This is a genomic window from uncultured Veillonella sp. (genome assembly GCF_934230905.1).
Taxonomy (GTDB): Bacteria; Bacillota; Negativicutes; order Veillonellales; family Veillonellaceae; genus Veillonella.
Genome location: NZ_CAKQFJ010000003.1, coordinates 1 through 15982, shown reverse-complemented (window position 1 = coordinate 15982; position 15982 = coordinate 1). Strand labels below are relative to the sequence as shown.

15 protein-coding genes and 2 riboswitches are annotated in these 15982 nt (G+C 36.3%); of the genes, 14 read left to right on the top strand and 1 reads right to left on the bottom strand.

The window, feature by feature from the left end; all coding sequences use genetic code 11:
• Positions 1–117 precede the first annotated feature (117 nt).
• The 12 genes from modA (at position 118) to Q0E20_RS01010 (ending at position 12861) form a co-directional block, all read left to right on the top strand.
• Entirely contained in the window at positions 118–906 is a 789-nt protein-coding gene (gene modA, locus Q0E20_RS01065; protein WP_295995040.1) for a molybdate ABC transporter substrate-binding protein, read from the top strand.
• Positions 907–1001: 95 nt separating this feature from the next.
• Positions 1002–1670: a molybdate ABC transporter permease subunit gene (modB, locus tag Q0E20_RS01060; protein ID WP_295995036.1), complete on the top strand. Its 669-nt coding sequence runs from the start codon at positions 1002–1004 to the stop codon at positions 1668–1670.
• 8 nt (positions 1671–1678) lie between these two features.
• The gene (locus Q0E20_RS01055) at positions 1679–2308 is read left to right on the top strand and encodes an ATP-binding cassette domain-containing protein (protein ID WP_295995033.1); all 630 of its coding nucleotides are present in this window, start codon (positions 1679–1681) and stop codon (positions 2306–2308) included.
• 401 nt (positions 2309–2709) lie between these two features.
• Complete coding sequence (locus Q0E20_RS01050) at positions 2710–4275, top strand: nitrite/sulfite reductase (protein WP_295995030.1); 1566 nt, start codon at positions 2710–2712, stop codon at positions 4273–4275.
• A gap of 299 nt (positions 4276–4574) precedes the next feature.
• On the top strand, positions 4575–5549 hold the full coding sequence (locus Q0E20_RS01045; protein WP_295995027.1) for a sulfate ABC transporter substrate-binding protein: 975 nt from the start codon (positions 4575–4577) through the stop codon (positions 5547–5549).
• Entirely contained in the window at positions 5530–6372 is an 843-nt protein-coding gene (cysT, locus tag Q0E20_RS01040; protein WP_295995024.1) for a sulfate ABC transporter permease subunit CysT, read from the top strand. The genes Q0E20_RS01045 and cysT overlap by 20 nt, the downstream gene beginning before the upstream one ends.
• Position 6373: 1 nt before the next feature.
• Entirely contained in the window at positions 6374–7201 is an 828-nt protein-coding gene (locus Q0E20_RS01035) for a sulfate ABC transporter permease (protein WP_295995020.1), read from the top strand.
• Complete coding sequence (locus Q0E20_RS01030; RefSeq protein ID WP_295995018.1) at positions 7201–8262, top strand: ABC transporter ATP-binding protein; 1062 nt, start codon at positions 7201–7203, stop codon at positions 8260–8262. Before Q0E20_RS01035 ends, Q0E20_RS01030 begins: the two co-directional genes overlap by 1 nt.
• Before the next feature lie 13 nt (positions 8263–8275).
• Positions 8276–9976: an adenylyl-sulfate reductase subunit alpha gene (locus Q0E20_RS01025; RefSeq protein WP_295995016.1), complete on the top strand. Its 1701-nt coding sequence runs from the start codon at positions 8276–8278 to the stop codon at positions 9974–9976.
• Positions 9960–10274, top strand: coding sequence for a ferredoxin family protein (locus tag Q0E20_RS01020; RefSeq protein ID WP_295995014.1), 315 nt, complete (start codon positions 9960–9962; stop codon positions 10272–10274). Before Q0E20_RS01025 ends, Q0E20_RS01020 begins: the two co-directional genes overlap by 17 nt.
• 14 nt (positions 10275–10288) lie before the next feature.
• A complete protein-coding gene (gene cysD / locus Q0E20_RS01015; protein ID WP_295995010.1) occupies positions 10289–11188 on the top strand; it encodes a sulfate adenylyltransferase subunit CysD in 900 nt (299 codons plus the stop codon).
• Positions 11188–12861, top strand: coding sequence for a sulfate adenylyltransferase subunit 1 (locus Q0E20_RS01010; RefSeq protein ID WP_295995007.1), 1674 nt, complete (start codon positions 11188–11190; stop codon positions 12859–12861). Before cysD ends, Q0E20_RS01010 begins: the two co-directional genes overlap by 1 nt.
• 110 nt (positions 12862–12971) lie before the next feature.
• On the opposite strand, the gene cytX is transcribed toward Q0E20_RS01010, so the two are convergent.
• Positions 12972–14150 (bottom strand): putative hydroxymethylpyrimidine transporter CytX, encoded by a 1179-nt coding sequence (gene cytX / locus Q0E20_RS01005; RefSeq protein ID WP_295995004.1) that lies wholly within the window; start codon positions 14148–14150, stop codon positions 12972–12974.
• Between the two features lie 52 nt (positions 14151–14202).
• A riboswitch (TPP riboswitch) is annotated at positions 14203–14308 on the bottom strand.
• An 82-nt stretch (positions 14309–14390) separates the two neighbouring features.
• A riboswitch (TPP riboswitch) is annotated at positions 14391–14485 on the top strand.
• A gap of 99 nt (positions 14486–14584) precedes the next feature.
• On the opposite strand from cytX, the gene thiD reads away from it, so the two are divergent.
• Positions 14585–15418, top strand: coding sequence for a bifunctional hydroxymethylpyrimidine kinase/phosphomethylpyrimidine kinase (thiD, locus tag Q0E20_RS01000; protein WP_295995000.1), 834 nt, complete (start codon positions 14585–14587; stop codon positions 15416–15418).
• Between the two features lie 13 nt (positions 15419–15431).
• On the top strand, positions 15432–15982 hold a 551-nt coding region (locus Q0E20_RS00995; protein ID WP_295994996.1), incomplete at its 3' end, for a hydroxyethylthiazole kinase.

Here is a 15982-nt window from a genome sequence, read left to right as displayed (position 1 = left end):
ATATATAATTCAATCACTTTATATGACCTTATATTAATATCATACCATAGGATGTAGAGTTTAGGTTTATATTTTTTTGTATTTATATGTATTAATCCCGCATGGGCAGGAGGTTTTATGAGAAAGTTTCTGTTGCTATTAATTAGTATTTGCATGTTGGGTTTTGTTCTGGGCTGTGGTAATGATACCAGTAAAACTACAGATAGTGGGAAACCAACTACATCTGAAAAGATTACGGTACAAGCTGCTGCAAGTCTAAAAGGGGCTCTTACTGAATTAGCAGAAATCTATAAAAAAGATCATCATTTAGCAGATGATCAAATTGCTATTAATTTTGCGGGCTCTGGCACATTAAGACAACAAATAGAACAAGGTGCACCAGCTAGCTTGTTCATTTCTGCGGACGAAAAGAATATGAACATGTTACAAGATAAAGACCTTGTAACAGATGTAAAACCATTAGTAACTAATGAATTAGTTCTTGTTGTTCCTAAAAATGCGGAGAAGATTGAATTAAATCAAATTACATCCGCAAAACGCATTGTATTAGGAAATCCTGAAACAGTACCTGCTGGTAACTATGCTAAGCAAGTATTAATAAAATCAGGCGTATGGGATCAAGTAGAATCTAACGTAGTATATGCGAAAGATGTAAAAGCAGTAACGGCTTCCATCAGTCAAGCTGCTGGTGATGCAGGATTTATCTATAAAACTGATGCTATCGCCGCTGGTGATGCTGTTCAAATTGCTGCGGTAACACCAGCAGATTCTCATGATCCTGTCATCTATCCAATTGGTATTATCAAGAAATATGATAATGCATTAGCTCGAGATTTTTATAAATTTGTAATGAGTCCAGAAGGTCAGAACGTATTAGAAAAATATGGTTTTTCTACTGCTAAGTAAAAGTCAAACGCTAGCTATTAGGGCTAGCGTTTTCTTATGATACAATAGAGTTATAATTGGATGATATATATTTGGCAATGAAAAGGGGGGATGGTATGAGTCCGTTTTGGTTATCATTGTGGGTAGCGAGTATTGCTCTGATTATTGTAATAATAACTGGTTTAGCTACATGTTATTGGATGAAACGTTGTCAGTGGAGTGGTATCGCTATACTCGATGCTCTTATTACATTGCCACTTGTATTACCTCCGGTAGTCGTTGGTTTTGCTTTACTCATGGTATTTACGCCAGGATATGCATTTGGGGCTTGGTTAGAATCGCATGGCTTAGGTGTCGTATTTACTGCCGTTGGTGCAGTTATAGCCTCTTCTGTTATTGCCTTTCCTTTGTTTTATCAAACGGTACGCTCTGCCTTACAATCCGTTGATCATAATATGGAGGATGTTGCGCGTACACTGGGGGCCTCTGAACTCCGGATCTTTTTTACTATTTCTGTACCATTAGCATGGAAGGGAATTGTAACGGGGAGTATATTAGCTTTTTGTCGGGCTATGGGAGAGTTCGGCGCTACTATATTAATTGCCGGGAATATTCCTAAAATTACACGCACTATGCCACTTGCTATTTATTCCTATGTGGAGGCAGGGCAGTATATGGATGCCTTTGAGCTTGTTATCTATATTTGTGTACTTACATTAGCATTATTGAGCGGTATTCATCTTATTACAAAAGGTTCATTATTCCGCCATACAGAAGCTAACTAGGAGGTTCTATGATTACATTTTCTTTTACTGTAGCTAGACCTTCTATGATTGTGAAAGCAGAAGGTAGTTTATCATCGGGAATTACCGTATTAACCGGTTCGTCGGGAAGTGGTAAAAGTACGGTTATTAAATGCATTGCAGGATTGGTGAAGCCTACAACTGGAATTATTCGTTGTGATGAACAAACATGGGTTGATAGAGATCAAAATATATGGGTTCCAGCTCAGCATCGCCAGGTGGGCTATATGCCACAAGGGAATATTGTATTTCCTCATTTATCCGTGGAACATAATATTACTTACAGCAAACGAGGTACACCGGATATGTGTGAAACCTTATTAATGCGTTTAGACCTAGAAAAGTATCGTAAGACCAAGGCGGGAAATTTATCTGGTGGTGAACAACAGCGTGTGGCATTAGGACGGGCATTGTATTCAAAACCGACGATATTACTTCTTGATGAGCCATTATCTGCTCTTGATTGGAATCTTCGTAAACAAGTGCAAGAGGACCTTATTTCTATCATTCGTGAATGGGATGTGCCATGCGTATGGGTGACTCATGATGAAAGTGAAGCAAAAACCGTAGGTGATGGACATTGGACCTGTGAAGAAGGAAAAATTATTGTTGTTAAATGAAAATGATATTCGGGATAATAAAACCCAGTGTATAAAAATCTATTTTTTATACACTGGGTTTTATTTATATTGTAATGATAGTATCTGTAGCATGTATGTAGTATTTAATTTTTATATTTTAAATCCTAAAAACTTTATCCTATAAAACCTTGAAATTAAATGTTTGATGAAATTTAAAAAAAGTTATATGTGATTTTTATCACATATATAGACCTCGGGATAGTAGATAAATAGTGGCTTCATAAATTCCTATAAAAAACGTGAATATACATCGGCTCGATAAAATATACAATATGAGTGTTGACAGGTAAATGAGAAAAGAGTAATATCCTACTCAAGACATAGGTTATGAAAGATAATTAAAACATATCTACATGATATGGATTGAGGAGGATGTTATCATGGCTATTTCAAAAGAATTAAAAGAAGAATTAATTGTTGACTATCCTACATTTATAGAAAATACAAAAAAATTCTATAATAAAGGAATTTCTGTACAAGATTATAAAGGCTTATCTGGTCCATTTGGTAGTTATGCAGAAAAAGGCGCTAATACAGGCATGAGTCGCTGGCGTTTTCCTGGTGGTGTTTTAGATCAAGATAAGATTCGTTTTGTTGCTGAGACTATACGTCGTTATGATTTGAAAGTCCCTCATTTTACGACAGGTCAATGTATTCAATTTCATAATTTAGATGGTGACACTATTATTAAACTTTTTGAAGAATGTCATAGACATGGCATTTATAACCGTGGTGCTGGTGGGGATCATCCAAGAAATACGGCTGCATCTCCATTGTTAGGATTATATAAAGACGAAATATGGGATTTTTCTCCGTATGTAAAAGCTTTATCTGAATATGTCTTAACTTTTATTAAGGATATAAAGTTTCCACGGAAATTTAAAACTGCTTTTTCTAATGGTCAAGAAAACTCAGCTCATGTGACGTTCAAAGATTTTGGTGTATTAGCTCATCCTGAGGATAAAACGTTTTCTATTTACGTTGCTGGTGGCCTTGGACCAAATCCTAAAATGGGCGTTCTTGTAGGAAATCATATTCAACCTGAAGAGTTATTATACTATGTTAAAACGTTAGCCTTAATTTTTTCTGAACATGGTAACTATAAGAATCGTAGTAAGGCACGTGTACGTTACTTACAAGATATACTGGGAGGTCCTGAGGCATTACAAAATACATTTAAAACATATTTAGCTAAAGTTAAAGAGACAGAGAAGTTGACTATTAATCCATCTGAATTTATATATTCTATTAATAAACATGGACAGGTTGATCCTAGCTTACAGAATTCACGCGTAGGAGAACAAAAACAAGAAGGATTGTATTATGTAAATTGGCATCCATATGGAGGTAATCCTTCTCAAAAACAATTGTTACAAGTACTTGAATATGTAGGTGGTCTAGATGACGAAGTTCAAATTCGATTGAGTTCAGATGAGTCTATGTACATCGTTAATTTAACAGCTGATGAGGCCCGTCAGGTTTTGGCAATTACAGAAAATGGAGGTACTAATGATTTTTATAACTCTGTTTCTTGTATAGGGGCTACAATCTGCCAAGTAGGGTTACAAGATTCGTCAGGGTTACTAATTAAAATCTTTGATGCTGTACGTAAAGCGACAAATGTGAATAGCGACTTATTACCTAAATTCCATATTTCTGGATGTCCGTCATCGTGTGGTACTCATCAAATTGGCACTATAGGATTTCATGGAGCTATGAAGGTCGTTAATGGTGTTCCTACACCAGCATTTAGAGTGTTCCGTGGAGGCAATGAAAATTTAGAACATGAACATTTTGCGGAGCAGATTGGAACAATCGTAAGTTCAGATATCCCTTCCTTCTTTGTAGAGCTTGGCCAAATTTTGACAAAAGCGAATCTTACATTTGATGCATGGATTCAAATTCATGATGCGGACTTTGATGAACTAGTGTCCAAATATGAATAAGCATAGTCATTTATAGAGTATTTATAAACTTGATAGTAATAGATTTGCTATATATAAATAGTTAGAAAGGTTGGTGCAATATGAACGTAGATGATAGCATTTATTTTATAATTTTTATCCTAGTAGGATATATAATAATTGGCTGTATTCATATGTGGCGACGTCAATTATACCCTAGTTTTATTGTTACCAATCTGATTAAGTATTTAGTTATTTTACATACAACTCTTAGTATAGGTATCTTGTTAAGTTAGTTCGAGGTGCTCATGAAATATATACTAGTTGTCATATGTTTACTTATGTTAGTAGTATATGGTGGTTGTGGAAAAGAGAATAAAGTAGATGGGAACCATGTTAGATTAACTAATGTTTCATATGACACGACACGTGAGTTTTATGAACAATATAATCAACTTTTTCATGATACATACTTAGCTAATACAGGATTTGATATTAAGGTTTCTCAGTCTCATGGTGGATCAAGTGGACAAGCTCGATCTGTGATGGAAGGTAACAACGCCGATATAGTAACACTTGGGTCGGAGCAAGATATTAATTTATTGGCTAAAGTCCACTTGCTATCAGATGATTGGATTAATACATTTCCATGCCATTCCGCACCCTATACATCAACTATTGTTATGTTGGTTAGAAAAGGGAATCCGCTTGGTATACACGATTGGAATGATTTAATACGACAGAATATACAGATTATAGCTCCAGATCCTAAAAGTAGTAGTGGTGCTTGTTGGATTTTTCTTGCCGCATGGTATTATGGAACACAATATTATGGAGATGATGAGGGTGCTAAATCCTTTGTGCGCCAGTTATATCGTAATGTGATTATTCTTGATTCAGGTGCACGTAGTTCGACTACAACATTTGTAGAAAATGGACAAGGTGATGTGCTTTTATTATGGGAAAATGAAGCCTTACATTTGTTAGCCCAGTATCCTGATCGTTATGAATTAGTGACTCCTTCTGTTAGTGTACAAGCGGAGCCAAGTGTAGCCGTTGTAACTGGGGTAACAGATAAAAGTGGCACAACTCAATTTGCCAAAGACTATATTTCTTTCTTGTATAGTGAGCCAGCTCAACGGTTATTAGCTGATTATGGATTTAGACCTTCTAATAAAGAAGTGATGAAACAATATACTCATCGCTTTAACACGCAGATAAAATTGATTACAATTCGTGATTTTGGTGGTTGGAGTACGGTATATAATCGATTTTTTAAGGATGGAGGTGTATTTGATGAAATTTATAGCTCCTAAAGAAAATACACTAATTCCTGGATTTGGTATAACGTTAGGAATTACACTTTCCATGATTTCATTGTTAGTATTGATACCCCTATCATCGATTGTATGGTTTGCCACTACTATACCTATTGATGAATGGTGGCGACTTATTACTGCTCCTAGTGTATTGTATGCATTTGCTACTAGTATTGGAACATCATGTATTGCAGCTATTATTAATGTTGTTTTTGGAGTCTTAATTGCATGGGTACTTGTTCGATATGAATTCCCTGGAAAAATGCTCATCAATGGTCTTATAGAAATACCTTTTGCACTACCTACAGCCGTGGCAGGTATTACTTTATCTAAATTATATTCTTCGAATGGAGTAGTAGGTAGCTTATTTTATCAATGGGGAATCCATATATCATATAGCCATATAGGTATTGTTATTGCACTTATATTTGTAGGGATTCCTTTTATTGTAAGAACTGTGCAACCAGTATTGGAACAGTTTGATAGAACTTACGAAGAAGCTGCTCATGTATTAGGCGCATCTAAGTGGATTTTGTATCGCCGCATTATTTTTCCAGAAGTGAAATCTGCTATTTTAACAGGATTTGGCTTGGCTTTTGCGCGAGGCATTGGTGAATATGGAAGTGTTATTTATATTTCTGGTAATAGTGTTCGAGAGCATACACAAGTTGTATCATATGTGATTATGCAAAAGCTTAACTATGCAGATTATGCAAGTGCTACGGCAGTAGCTATTGTATTGTTACTTATTTCCTTCCTTGTTATGTTTACCATTAATTCTATACATATTTTAAAGGCAAGACGTGTAAGGGGGACGTAGAATGAAAAGTAGATCTGTTGATGAAATAATTGCTATCGTTCTTGTCTTTTTATTTGTTATAAGCATGTTAGTGATTCCTTTGATTAGTGTTTTAGGTAATGGATTTTCAAAGGGCTTTGCATTTTTTATTGACTCTATATCAAATGATTATGTAATGTCTGCTATTAAACTTACTTTTCTTACAATGATCATTACGGTACTTGTAACAGGTATATTTGGTTTAGTTGCTGCCTATTGCATTGGTAAATTTGAATTCCCAGGAAAATCCATATTAACCACTGTAATTGATATTCCATTTTCTGTATCTCCAGTTATTGCAGGGCTTGCCTTTATTATGACGTTTGGTCGTATGGGGTGGTTGCATTCTTATATTGAAAGTATTAATGCGTATTTTAATTTAGATATTCGTGTAGTATTTGCTATTCCTGGTGTGATATTGGCAACTATTTTTGTAACATTTCCTTTTATCTATCGTGAGATTATTCCTGTTTTATTTTCACAAGGAAAAGAAGAGGAAGAAGCAGCAGCTTTAATGGGTGCATCTGGATGGACTATCTTTTGGCGCATTACATTTCCAGCAATCAAATGGCCGTTTATATATGGAGTCATTCTATGTAGTGCTCGTGCAATAGGTGAATTTGGTGCAGTAGCTGCATTATCTAAAGCGAGAGGCGAAACATTTACATTGCCGTTGGAAATAGATGCTTTATATATGTCGGGTTCTGAAAATGGTATTGTAGCTGCTTTTGCTGCGTCTTCAATTTTAGTATGTATATCGTTAATTATGTTATGTATCCGTAGTGTTGTAGAAAAGAAAGGACATTCCTAATGTATGTAGAGTTGTGTAATGTTAATAAATATTATGGCACATATCATGCGTCAAAAGATATTAATATTAGTATTGAACAAGGAACTGTTCTTGCGTTGTTAGGACCTAGCGGTAGTGGTAAGACAACTATTCTACGAATGATTGCAGGCCTTGAAATTCCTGATTCTGGAGATATAAAAATTAATGGTGCTGTTGTTAATACTATGAAGCCTCGAGAGAGAGGAATCGGTTTTTTATTCCAAAATTATGCATTATTTCGTTATATGACTGTTTTTGAAAATATTGCCTTTGGTCTTGAAATGCAAGGAATTAGTAAAGCAGAAATTAAACGACGTGTTACAGAGTTATTAGATCTTATTGGTCTTCGTGGCTTAGAAAAACGATATCCTAGTGAGTTATCTGGTGGACAAAAACAAAGGGTTGCTTTTGCACGTGCATTAGCACCAAGACCCAATGTACTATTGTTGGATGAACCGTTTGCAGCTATTGATGTTAAAGTAAAAGAGGAGTTACGGAGTTGGTTGAAAGAGACTATAAAAAAAATAGGAATTACAACAATATTTGTGACACATGATCAAGAAGAAGCTGTGGAGTTAGCCGATTACATAGTTGTAACCAAGCAAGGACGTGTTGAACAGATGGGGACACCTAGGGATATTTATGGAGCACCTAAAACACCATTTGTAGCACAATTTATGGGTAAATCTACGGATATCAAAACGTATCATCATTTAAAAGGATTTAATATGGATATACAAGGTGATTCGGCCATTATTAGACCTGAATGCGTTAGAATCTATAAAAAAGGTACGTTACGGCAATATATGAGTGCTGCTGAAGAAGGCATCATTGAACGGATTTTATTTAAGGGAAATCATATGGAATTATGGGTTCGAATTGATGAAATCTTAATTTATAGTAATGCCAGTATAGATGATGAAGAGTTCAAAGTTGGAGAATCAGTAGATGTTTTGATATATCGTTTATATGTATTCGACCAAAATAAAACGTATGTGATAGAGAACAGTAAGATGAATACAGATAACTTATATTATATTTAAGGTGGTGAGTTCTATGGCAATAACAGATACTCAGCAATTCCATACAGATGTCTTAATTATAGGTGGTGGCACGGCAGGGTGTTATAGTGCTTTAACATTGAGAAAACATAGTGCGGCATCTATTATTATTGCGGAGAAAGCTCATATTAAACGAAGTGGATGTTTAGCTGCTGGTGTAAATGCATTAAATGCGTATATTGTACCAGGACGTACTATTGATGATTATATAGATTATCAAGTAAAAGATGCTAATGGTATTGTGCGTGAAGATTTAGCGCGTACCATGTGTGAGGGGTTAAATCGTGTAACGGAGGAACTTGAAAAGTTAGGGCTAGTTATCCTTAAACATAATGATGGATCTTATGTAGCAAGAGGTAACCGCAATATTAAGATAAATGGAGAAAATATTAAGCCCATATTGGCGGAGGCAGTACAAAAGTTAGATGATGTAATGATTATTAATCGTCTAGTGATTACGGATTATATTGTAGAAGATAATACCATTAAAGGAGCTATAGGATTTCATATTGAAACAGGTGTAGCTTATGAAATTCGTGCTTCTTATGTCATTGTAGCTACAGGAGGTGCTTCTGGGTTATATAAACCGAATAATCCTGGCTTTTCGCGTCATAAAATGTGGTATTCTCCATTTAACACAGGTGCGGGATATGCTATGGGCATACGACATGGTGCAGAAATGACTACCTTTGAAATGCGTTTTGTTGCCTTACGTTGTAAAGATACAATAGCCCCTACAGGAACGATTGCACAAGGTGTTGGGGCAAAGCAAGTAAATAGTCGTGATGAGGTGTATGAAACTAAATATGGACTTACTACTTCTGAACGTGTATATGGAACGGTAAAAGAGAATATTGATGGTCATGGACCATGTTACTTAGATACGACTTCTATTACGGATCAACAGAATCATGATCTTCTAAAAGCGTATTTAAATATGGCGCCTAGTCAAACTCTCAAATGGATTGATACTGGGTATGGACCTAAGCAGCAAGCTGTTGAGATTGAAGGTACGGAACCTTATATTGTAGGGGGGCATACGGCCAGTGGATATTGGGTTGACACTAATCGTGAAACAACGATACATAATCTATTTGCTGCTGGTGATGTAGCCGGTGGGTGCCCGCAAAAATATGTTACAGGTGCTTTGGTAGAGGGCGAGATTGCAGCTTTGGAAATTGTTAAGCGATTATGTCAATCTGCTCCAGTAGAAGAACATAATTTGAGTGGTGCATTAGAACAGGCGATACAAGAATATAATCATTTTTTGCTTTCACCAGATGAGGAAAAACCTAGATTTTCTGTTTCTGATTTAGAAGAAGCTATGCAAAAAGTAATGGATACTTATGCTGGTGGTATAGGAACTATGTACCAATATACGACAAATCAATTAGAGCGAGCGCAATTAGAAATACAACGAATTAAAACATTAGTCCCCATGTTGCGTGTTCAAACGATTAGGGAATTGGTATTCATCTATGAGTTAAAAAATCGATTGACCATTTGTACTGTGTTAATTGCTCATTTGTTAGAGCGTCAAGAAACTAGATGGCACACATTTGGTGAATATTTAGACTATCCTAAATGTGATAGTAATGGATTATGTTTTATAAATTCTAAAATGGTGGATGGGACTGTTACAATGATACGTCGACCATTGGTAAGAAGGGAGGATTCGTATGAGCATAGCTATTGATTCAAAACGGTGTATTGGATGTAAGCGTTGTACTGTAGTGTGCCCAGGAACACTGATTGAAATGAATGAATTTGGAAAAGCTCATATGGCATATCCTCGGGACTGTTGGGGCTGTGTTTCTTGCGTTAAAGAATGTCCTGTGCAAGCAATCTCCTTTTATTTAGGGGCAGATATGGGCGGACAAGGTGGCATGATGACAGTGGAAGAAAAAGGCCACTTTTTATATTGGCATATTAGGACTGGTGATGGTCGACATGAAACGATTACTATTAATCGACAGGAATCTAATCAATATTAGAAAGGATAAAAGTTATGAGTACATTTTCTCATTTAGATGAATTAGAGGCAGAAGCTATCTATATCATTCGTGAAGTAGCAGCCCAATGTGAAAAACCGGTTATGTTGTATTCGATTGGTAAAGATAGTTCCGTTATGTTACATTTGGCGTTAAAAGCATTTTATCCAGAAAAACCACCATTTCCATTTCTTCATGTAAATACAACGTGGAAATTTAAGGAAATGATACAATTTCGCGATGAAACTGCTAAAAAACTTGGCATTGATATGATTGAATATATTAATCAAGATGGCGTAAAAAGAGGTATTAATCCATTTGATCATGGCTCTGCTTATACTGATATTATGAAGACGCAAGCTTTGAAACAAGCGCTTACTAAATATGGATTTGATGCGGCTTTTGGTGGTGGGCGTCGCGATGAAGAAAAATCGCGAGCTAAAGAACGCATTTTTTCATTCCGCAATGAAGAGCAAGCATGGGATCCTAAAAATCAAAGACCAGAAATGTGGAACTTGTTTAATACCAAAATTAATAAGGGTGAAAGCATGCGTGTATTCCCTATATCGAATTGGACAGAAACAGATATTTGGCAATATATTAAACGTGAAAAAATTGATATTGTACCACTTTATTTTGCTGCAGAACGCCCTGTAGTAGAGCGAGATGGTAATATTATCATGATTGATGATGATCGTTTTCCTTTGAAACCAGGTGAAAAACCTGTTATGAAAAGTGTTCGCTTTAGAACTTTGGGATGCTATCCTTTGACGGGTGGTATAGAATCAACTGCACATACATTGGATGAAATTATTGATGAAACGTTGAGCGCAGTATCTTCGGAACGAACAACACGGGTTATTGATAGTGAAGCTGCCGGTAGTATGGAACGTAGAAAAAGAGAGGGGTATTTCTAATGAAAAGTTTATTGAAGTTTATCACCTGCGGGAGCGTAGATGATGGTAAATCTACATTAATTGGACATATCCTATATGATTCTAAACTATTATATGCAGATCAAAAGAAAGCTTTAGAATTAGAAAGTAAGGTGGGTAGTCGCGGTGGTGAAATTGACTATTCCTTATTATTGGATGGGTTGATGGCAGAACGTGAACAAGGGATTACGATTGATGTGGCCTACCGATATTTTACGACAAATCATAGAAGTTTTATTGTAGCAGATACACCAGGACATGAAGAATACACACGGAATATGGCTGTAGGAGCTTCTTTTGCTGATTTAGCTATTATTCTTGTGGATGCCAAACAAGGGGTGCTTGTGCAAACACGACGACATGCTCGTATTTGTAAGTTGATGGGCATTGAACATTTTGTTTTTGCTATTAATAAAATGGATTTAGTAGGATATGATGAAGACCGATTTAATGAAATTAAGTCTGAAGTGTTAGCTTTACAGGCTGAATTAGAACTTCATCAAGTTGAATTGATACCAGTATCAGCAACAGAAGGGGATAATATTACTACATTATCTACCAATATGCCGTGGTATGTAGGCCCTGCTTTGTTGCCATATTTGGAGTCTGTAGATATTGAAACTAAAGAAGAAGTTGGTTTTTATATGCCTATTCAACGTGTATCAAGGCCAAATCATACATTTAGAGGATTCCAAGGGGAGGTACAATCAGGTACCATTCATGTTGGTGAAGAAATCAAGATTTTACCAAGTGGTGAAACAGCCAAAATTAAATCAATTATTATTGGGTTTGAAACAGTAGAGAGTGCAACTAAAAATCAACCGGTATCTATCCAACTTGATCGTGAAGTAGATGTATCGCGAGGTTGTGTATTTTATAAAGGTACTGATCTTAATGTTAGCGCTAAAGTAGATATAAATTTACTTTGGATGGATGATAGCGAGTTGAGAGAAGGTACAGAATATTGGGCAAGTATAGGTACAAAAATAGTATCTGCTGTAGTCACTAAAATTAGATATAAAATTGATGTCAATAATGGTGAGCGACTTCAAGCTGATGAATTACATAAAAATGAAATAGCACATGTTGTACTAAAATTCCAAGAACCTGTAGTTGTCGATACATTTGAAAACCATAAGGGTCTAGGTGAATTAATTTTAATTGATAGAGTTACGCATATGACATCTGCATGTGGAACTGTTTTGGCGCGACTTGACGATCATCAAGAATTATATACTTTTATTAATGGAGCAGTAAAAGCTCGTGGTGATATATTTGAAGAATTTTTCTATGATATAGAAGGGTTTAATGTTAATAAAGAACATAATGATATACAAGTATATAAGGTAGGAGATAGAATTCCGATTCAAGGTGAAAGTTATTCTTATCCGGTAGATTTTGATATTCTTGTATTGCGTGATAAAGTAGCAGTTAAGGTGCGTGACTCAACGATTATAGCTATAGAGTCGTTGCGTGAATACACATATCAAAATTTACCACTGCTTAATGGACGAGGCTTTTCTATTAATATTCAAAATAGTGCTGTATATGATATTTTTAAACAATCGTTGGATACAGATGAAGCTTTTACTGTACAATGGTATAATACATGGTTGAATTTTGGCACTTATCGGCGTATCGTCTTTAAAAAATAATATAGTTAGTACCATATACATGATTTTATAATTTCATTTATATCGTTATAAATAGAAGCCCCCTATATTTAGTAACCACTACAATTACTAAATACAGGGGGCTTATTGTATTATTGTTGTCTATGTGTTTGTAAACGGCCGACAAGTATAGTTGCTATAAATGCAACGATAAAGGCTGGGATAGTAGCGCCAATAAAGTTTTCAGTATGTAACATATAATGGTATACACCAACTGAAATCAGCCAAATAATAGCGCGAATGATATGTGCAATTGTAGTTTGTGTCGCTTGTTGATTGATAAAAAAGTCAGCTAATAATATACCAATCATTGGGGTAAATACAGAGCCGATAAGGTAAAGAAAATCCGTAATGTCATCCATAGGATATACTAGAGCTGCTATGGTTCCGATAATTGTAATAACAATGGCTACACCTTTGGTAGAAAGTGCACGACAGATGGCAGTACTGGAAACACCTGCTGAGTAGGTCCCCATAAATGCAGTAGTTACAGTGGAAAATATAATTACAATAAGTCCTGTAATGCCAAGCCCTGCATTCATTAAAATGGCAATAATAGAGTCTCCACCACCAAATAAAGCGGTACTAAGACCCAACGCATACATAGCAATACTAGTGATTGTATATACACCAGCACTGATGAGGGAGGCTGATAATGGTTTTTGACTTTCTCGTGTATAGTCGCTGATTAATGGTAACCAGGATAATGGCATAGCAATAGATAATTCAAAAGCTGCTATAAAGCTCATGGAGTTATTGCTAATAGATAATGTATGAGATGGCCAATCGGATATGATGTGGTATCCCATATATATGGTGAGAATAAGTAGTAAAGTAGATACAATACCGTGTATATAACCGGTATTATGAAGTCCGATAAAAAGCCATAAAATAACAAGACAACCAATTGCAATAGCCCAAATATGAGGATCAAAAGGAATTAGTTCTTGAAGAGCTAACATAGAATCATATATCATAATGCCAGTCCAACCTAATAATTGTAAAATGTTTAAGATGGCAAAACCTTTTGCGCCCCATGGGCCAAAGCTAAAAGCTGTTGTGTTCATACTACCTTGGCGTAATCGGCCGCCAATGAGTCCAGCCCCAAATAATAGTATGCCACCTACAATATGACCTAGGATGATAGCATACAAACCTTGTGTAAGGCCTAATGGAGCTAGATAGGTACCGGTCATGATTTCTGCAATTGATAATGCAGCACCGAACCATATCATAGCGAATTGTGGTTGTGTGATGTGTGTGTCTTTCATACGTCCTCCTTGCCAGGAAGTCATAGAAAAAGCCGAGTCCATAGGAACTCGGCTATTAATCCTCTATGTTCCCTACGTTGGCATTATCCAAATCAGGTTATGGGTTAAAGCAATAGCTTACTCTCAGCCCACTCTTGTGAGCACCCCGTTATGGGTTTTATTATACGAGTTCAATTGTAAATGGTCAAATGTTTTCTTGCATATTTTGTATAATAATGCTATAACTAAATCATAAAAATATATTGCCACTAGGGGTGCTTTTGCTGAGATTGATCATTCAAAACCCTAGACCTGATTCAGATAATGCTGGCGTAGGAAAGTGGAGTGAAACATAATATTACACTATTACGAGACCATTCCATATGAGGTGGTCTCGTTTTTATTTTTGAATAGTAGTATTTGTACTGATTTAATCTATAATACAAGGAGGCATAATGAAATTACATACTGCATTAACAATTGCTGGTACCGATCCAAGTGGTGGTGCTGGTGTTATGGCTGATTTGAAGTCTTTCCAAAGTCGTCATGTATACGGTATGGCTGTAGTTACATCTGTAGTAGCCCAAAATACCATGGGTGTACATCATGTGGAACATTTATCTTTGGAGAGTATAGAAAAGCAATTACATGATGTATATTCAGATATTATTCCCCAAGCTGTTAAGACTGGGATGATTGCTCTCCCTGAGATGATGGATCTTATCTATCCTTATGTGAGTAAAAATCTTCCCTATGTAATGGATCCCGTTATGATTGCTACTAGTGGCGATCGACTCGTATCGGATGAGGCTATAAATTTATTGAAATCTAAACTCATACCTACTGCAACTGTTATTACACCGAACCGTAGCGAGGCAGAGGTCTTAGCAGATATGAAAATTAGTTGTGAAAGTGACATAACAACGGCGGCTAATCGTATTTTACATGAGTTAGGACCAAAGGTAGTCATTATTAAAGGCGGCCACATTGGCGATGATGCGACGGATTATGCATTTGCTGAGGACGGTAGTGTGCGTACGTGGACGAGCCCTAAATATGATACCGTGCATACACATGGTACTGGGTGTACCTTCTCAGCGGTTATTACCGCTGAGCTAGCAAAGGGCCGTGACATAATGGATGCCATAGGGATTGCCAAGGATTATATTGCCATTGCTATTAAATATAATCCTGCACTAGGAAATGGTTGTGGCCCTGTTAATCATATGGCTTATGGACTGTTATCTAATGGACCTGAAACGATGGATGAGCTTTTGAAAAAAGATTAGAGGAGATAGTAATATGAACTATGAAAATCCATATATGAAGGGGCTAACCTATTCTAAGCTAAATATATTAGAGACTTTGCGCCAGAGAAATCCTCTCGTTATTTGTATTACCAATGATGTGGTACGAACCTTTACGGCTAACGGTTTACTAGCTATCGGTGCTTCGCCTGTGATGAGTGAGTGTAGTGAAGATTTGAAAAACCTCATCGTTCATGCATCGGCGCTACTCATCAATATTGGCACTCTTACCCCAGACAAGGTTAGTTACTACAAAGATGCCATAGCACTGGCGAAGAAACATGAGGTTCCTATCGTTTTAGATCCAGTGGGTTGTCATGCGGGGGCTTATCGTTTATCTGTGGTTTTAGACTTGATTCATACGGGGTCTATCTCTTTGTTGAGGGGAAACCAAAGTGAAATCAAAGCTATTTATGATGCACTTAATCCTGATAATAAGAAGGATGACTCTACTACCGGTAAAGGTGTAGATGGAGCACAGATTGAGGATAGTGCTGTTATCGCATATCGTTTAGCGCGCCTTATCAATTGCCCTGTTGTAGCTAC

Coding starts and splice junctions, on each gene's coding strand:
- modA (WP_295995040.1), top strand. CDS start 118: ATGAGAAAGTTTCTGTTGCTATTAATTAGTATTTGCATGTTGGGTTTT.
- modB (WP_295995036.1), top strand. CDS start 1,002: ATGAGTCCGTTTTGGTTATCATTGTGGGTAGCGAGTATTGCTCTGATT.
- Q0E20_RS01055 (WP_295995033.1), top strand. CDS start 1,679: ATGATTACATTTTCTTTTACTGTAGCTAGACCTTCTATGATTGTGAAA.
- Q0E20_RS01050 (WP_295995030.1), top strand. CDS start 2,710: ATGGCTATTTCAAAAGAATTAAAAGAAGAATTAATTGTTGACTATCCT.
- Q0E20_RS01045 (WP_295995027.1), top strand. CDS start 4,575: ATGTTAGTAGTATATGGTGGTTGTGGAAAAGAGAATAAAGTAGATGGG.
- cysT (WP_295995024.1), top strand. CDS start 5,530: ATGAAATTTATAGCTCCTAAAGAAAATACACTAATTCCTGGATTTGGT.
- Q0E20_RS01035 (WP_295995020.1), top strand. CDS start 6,374: ATGAAAAGTAGATCTGTTGATGAAATAATTGCTATCGTTCTTGTCTTT.
- Q0E20_RS01030 (WP_295995018.1), top strand. CDS start 7,201: ATGTATGTAGAGTTGTGTAATGTTAATAAATATTATGGCACATATCAT.
- Q0E20_RS01025 (WP_295995016.1), top strand. CDS start 8,276: ATGGCAATAACAGATACTCAGCAATTCCATACAGATGTCTTAATTATA.
- Q0E20_RS01020 (WP_295995014.1), top strand. CDS start 9,960: ATGAGCATAGCTATTGATTCAAAACGGTGTATTGGATGTAAGCGTTGT.
- cysD (WP_295995010.1), top strand. CDS start 10,289: ATGAGTACATTTTCTCATTTAGATGAATTAGAGGCAGAAGCTATCTAT.
- Q0E20_RS01010 (WP_295995007.1), top strand. CDS start 11,188: ATGAAAAGTTTATTGAAGTTTATCACCTGCGGGAGCGTAGATGATGGT.
- cytX (WP_295995004.1), bottom strand. CDS start 14,150: ATGAAAGACACACACATCACACAACCACAATTCGCTATGATATGGTTC.
- thiD (WP_295995000.1), top strand. CDS start 14,585: ATGAAATTACATACTGCATTAACAATTGCTGGTACCGATCCAAGTGGT.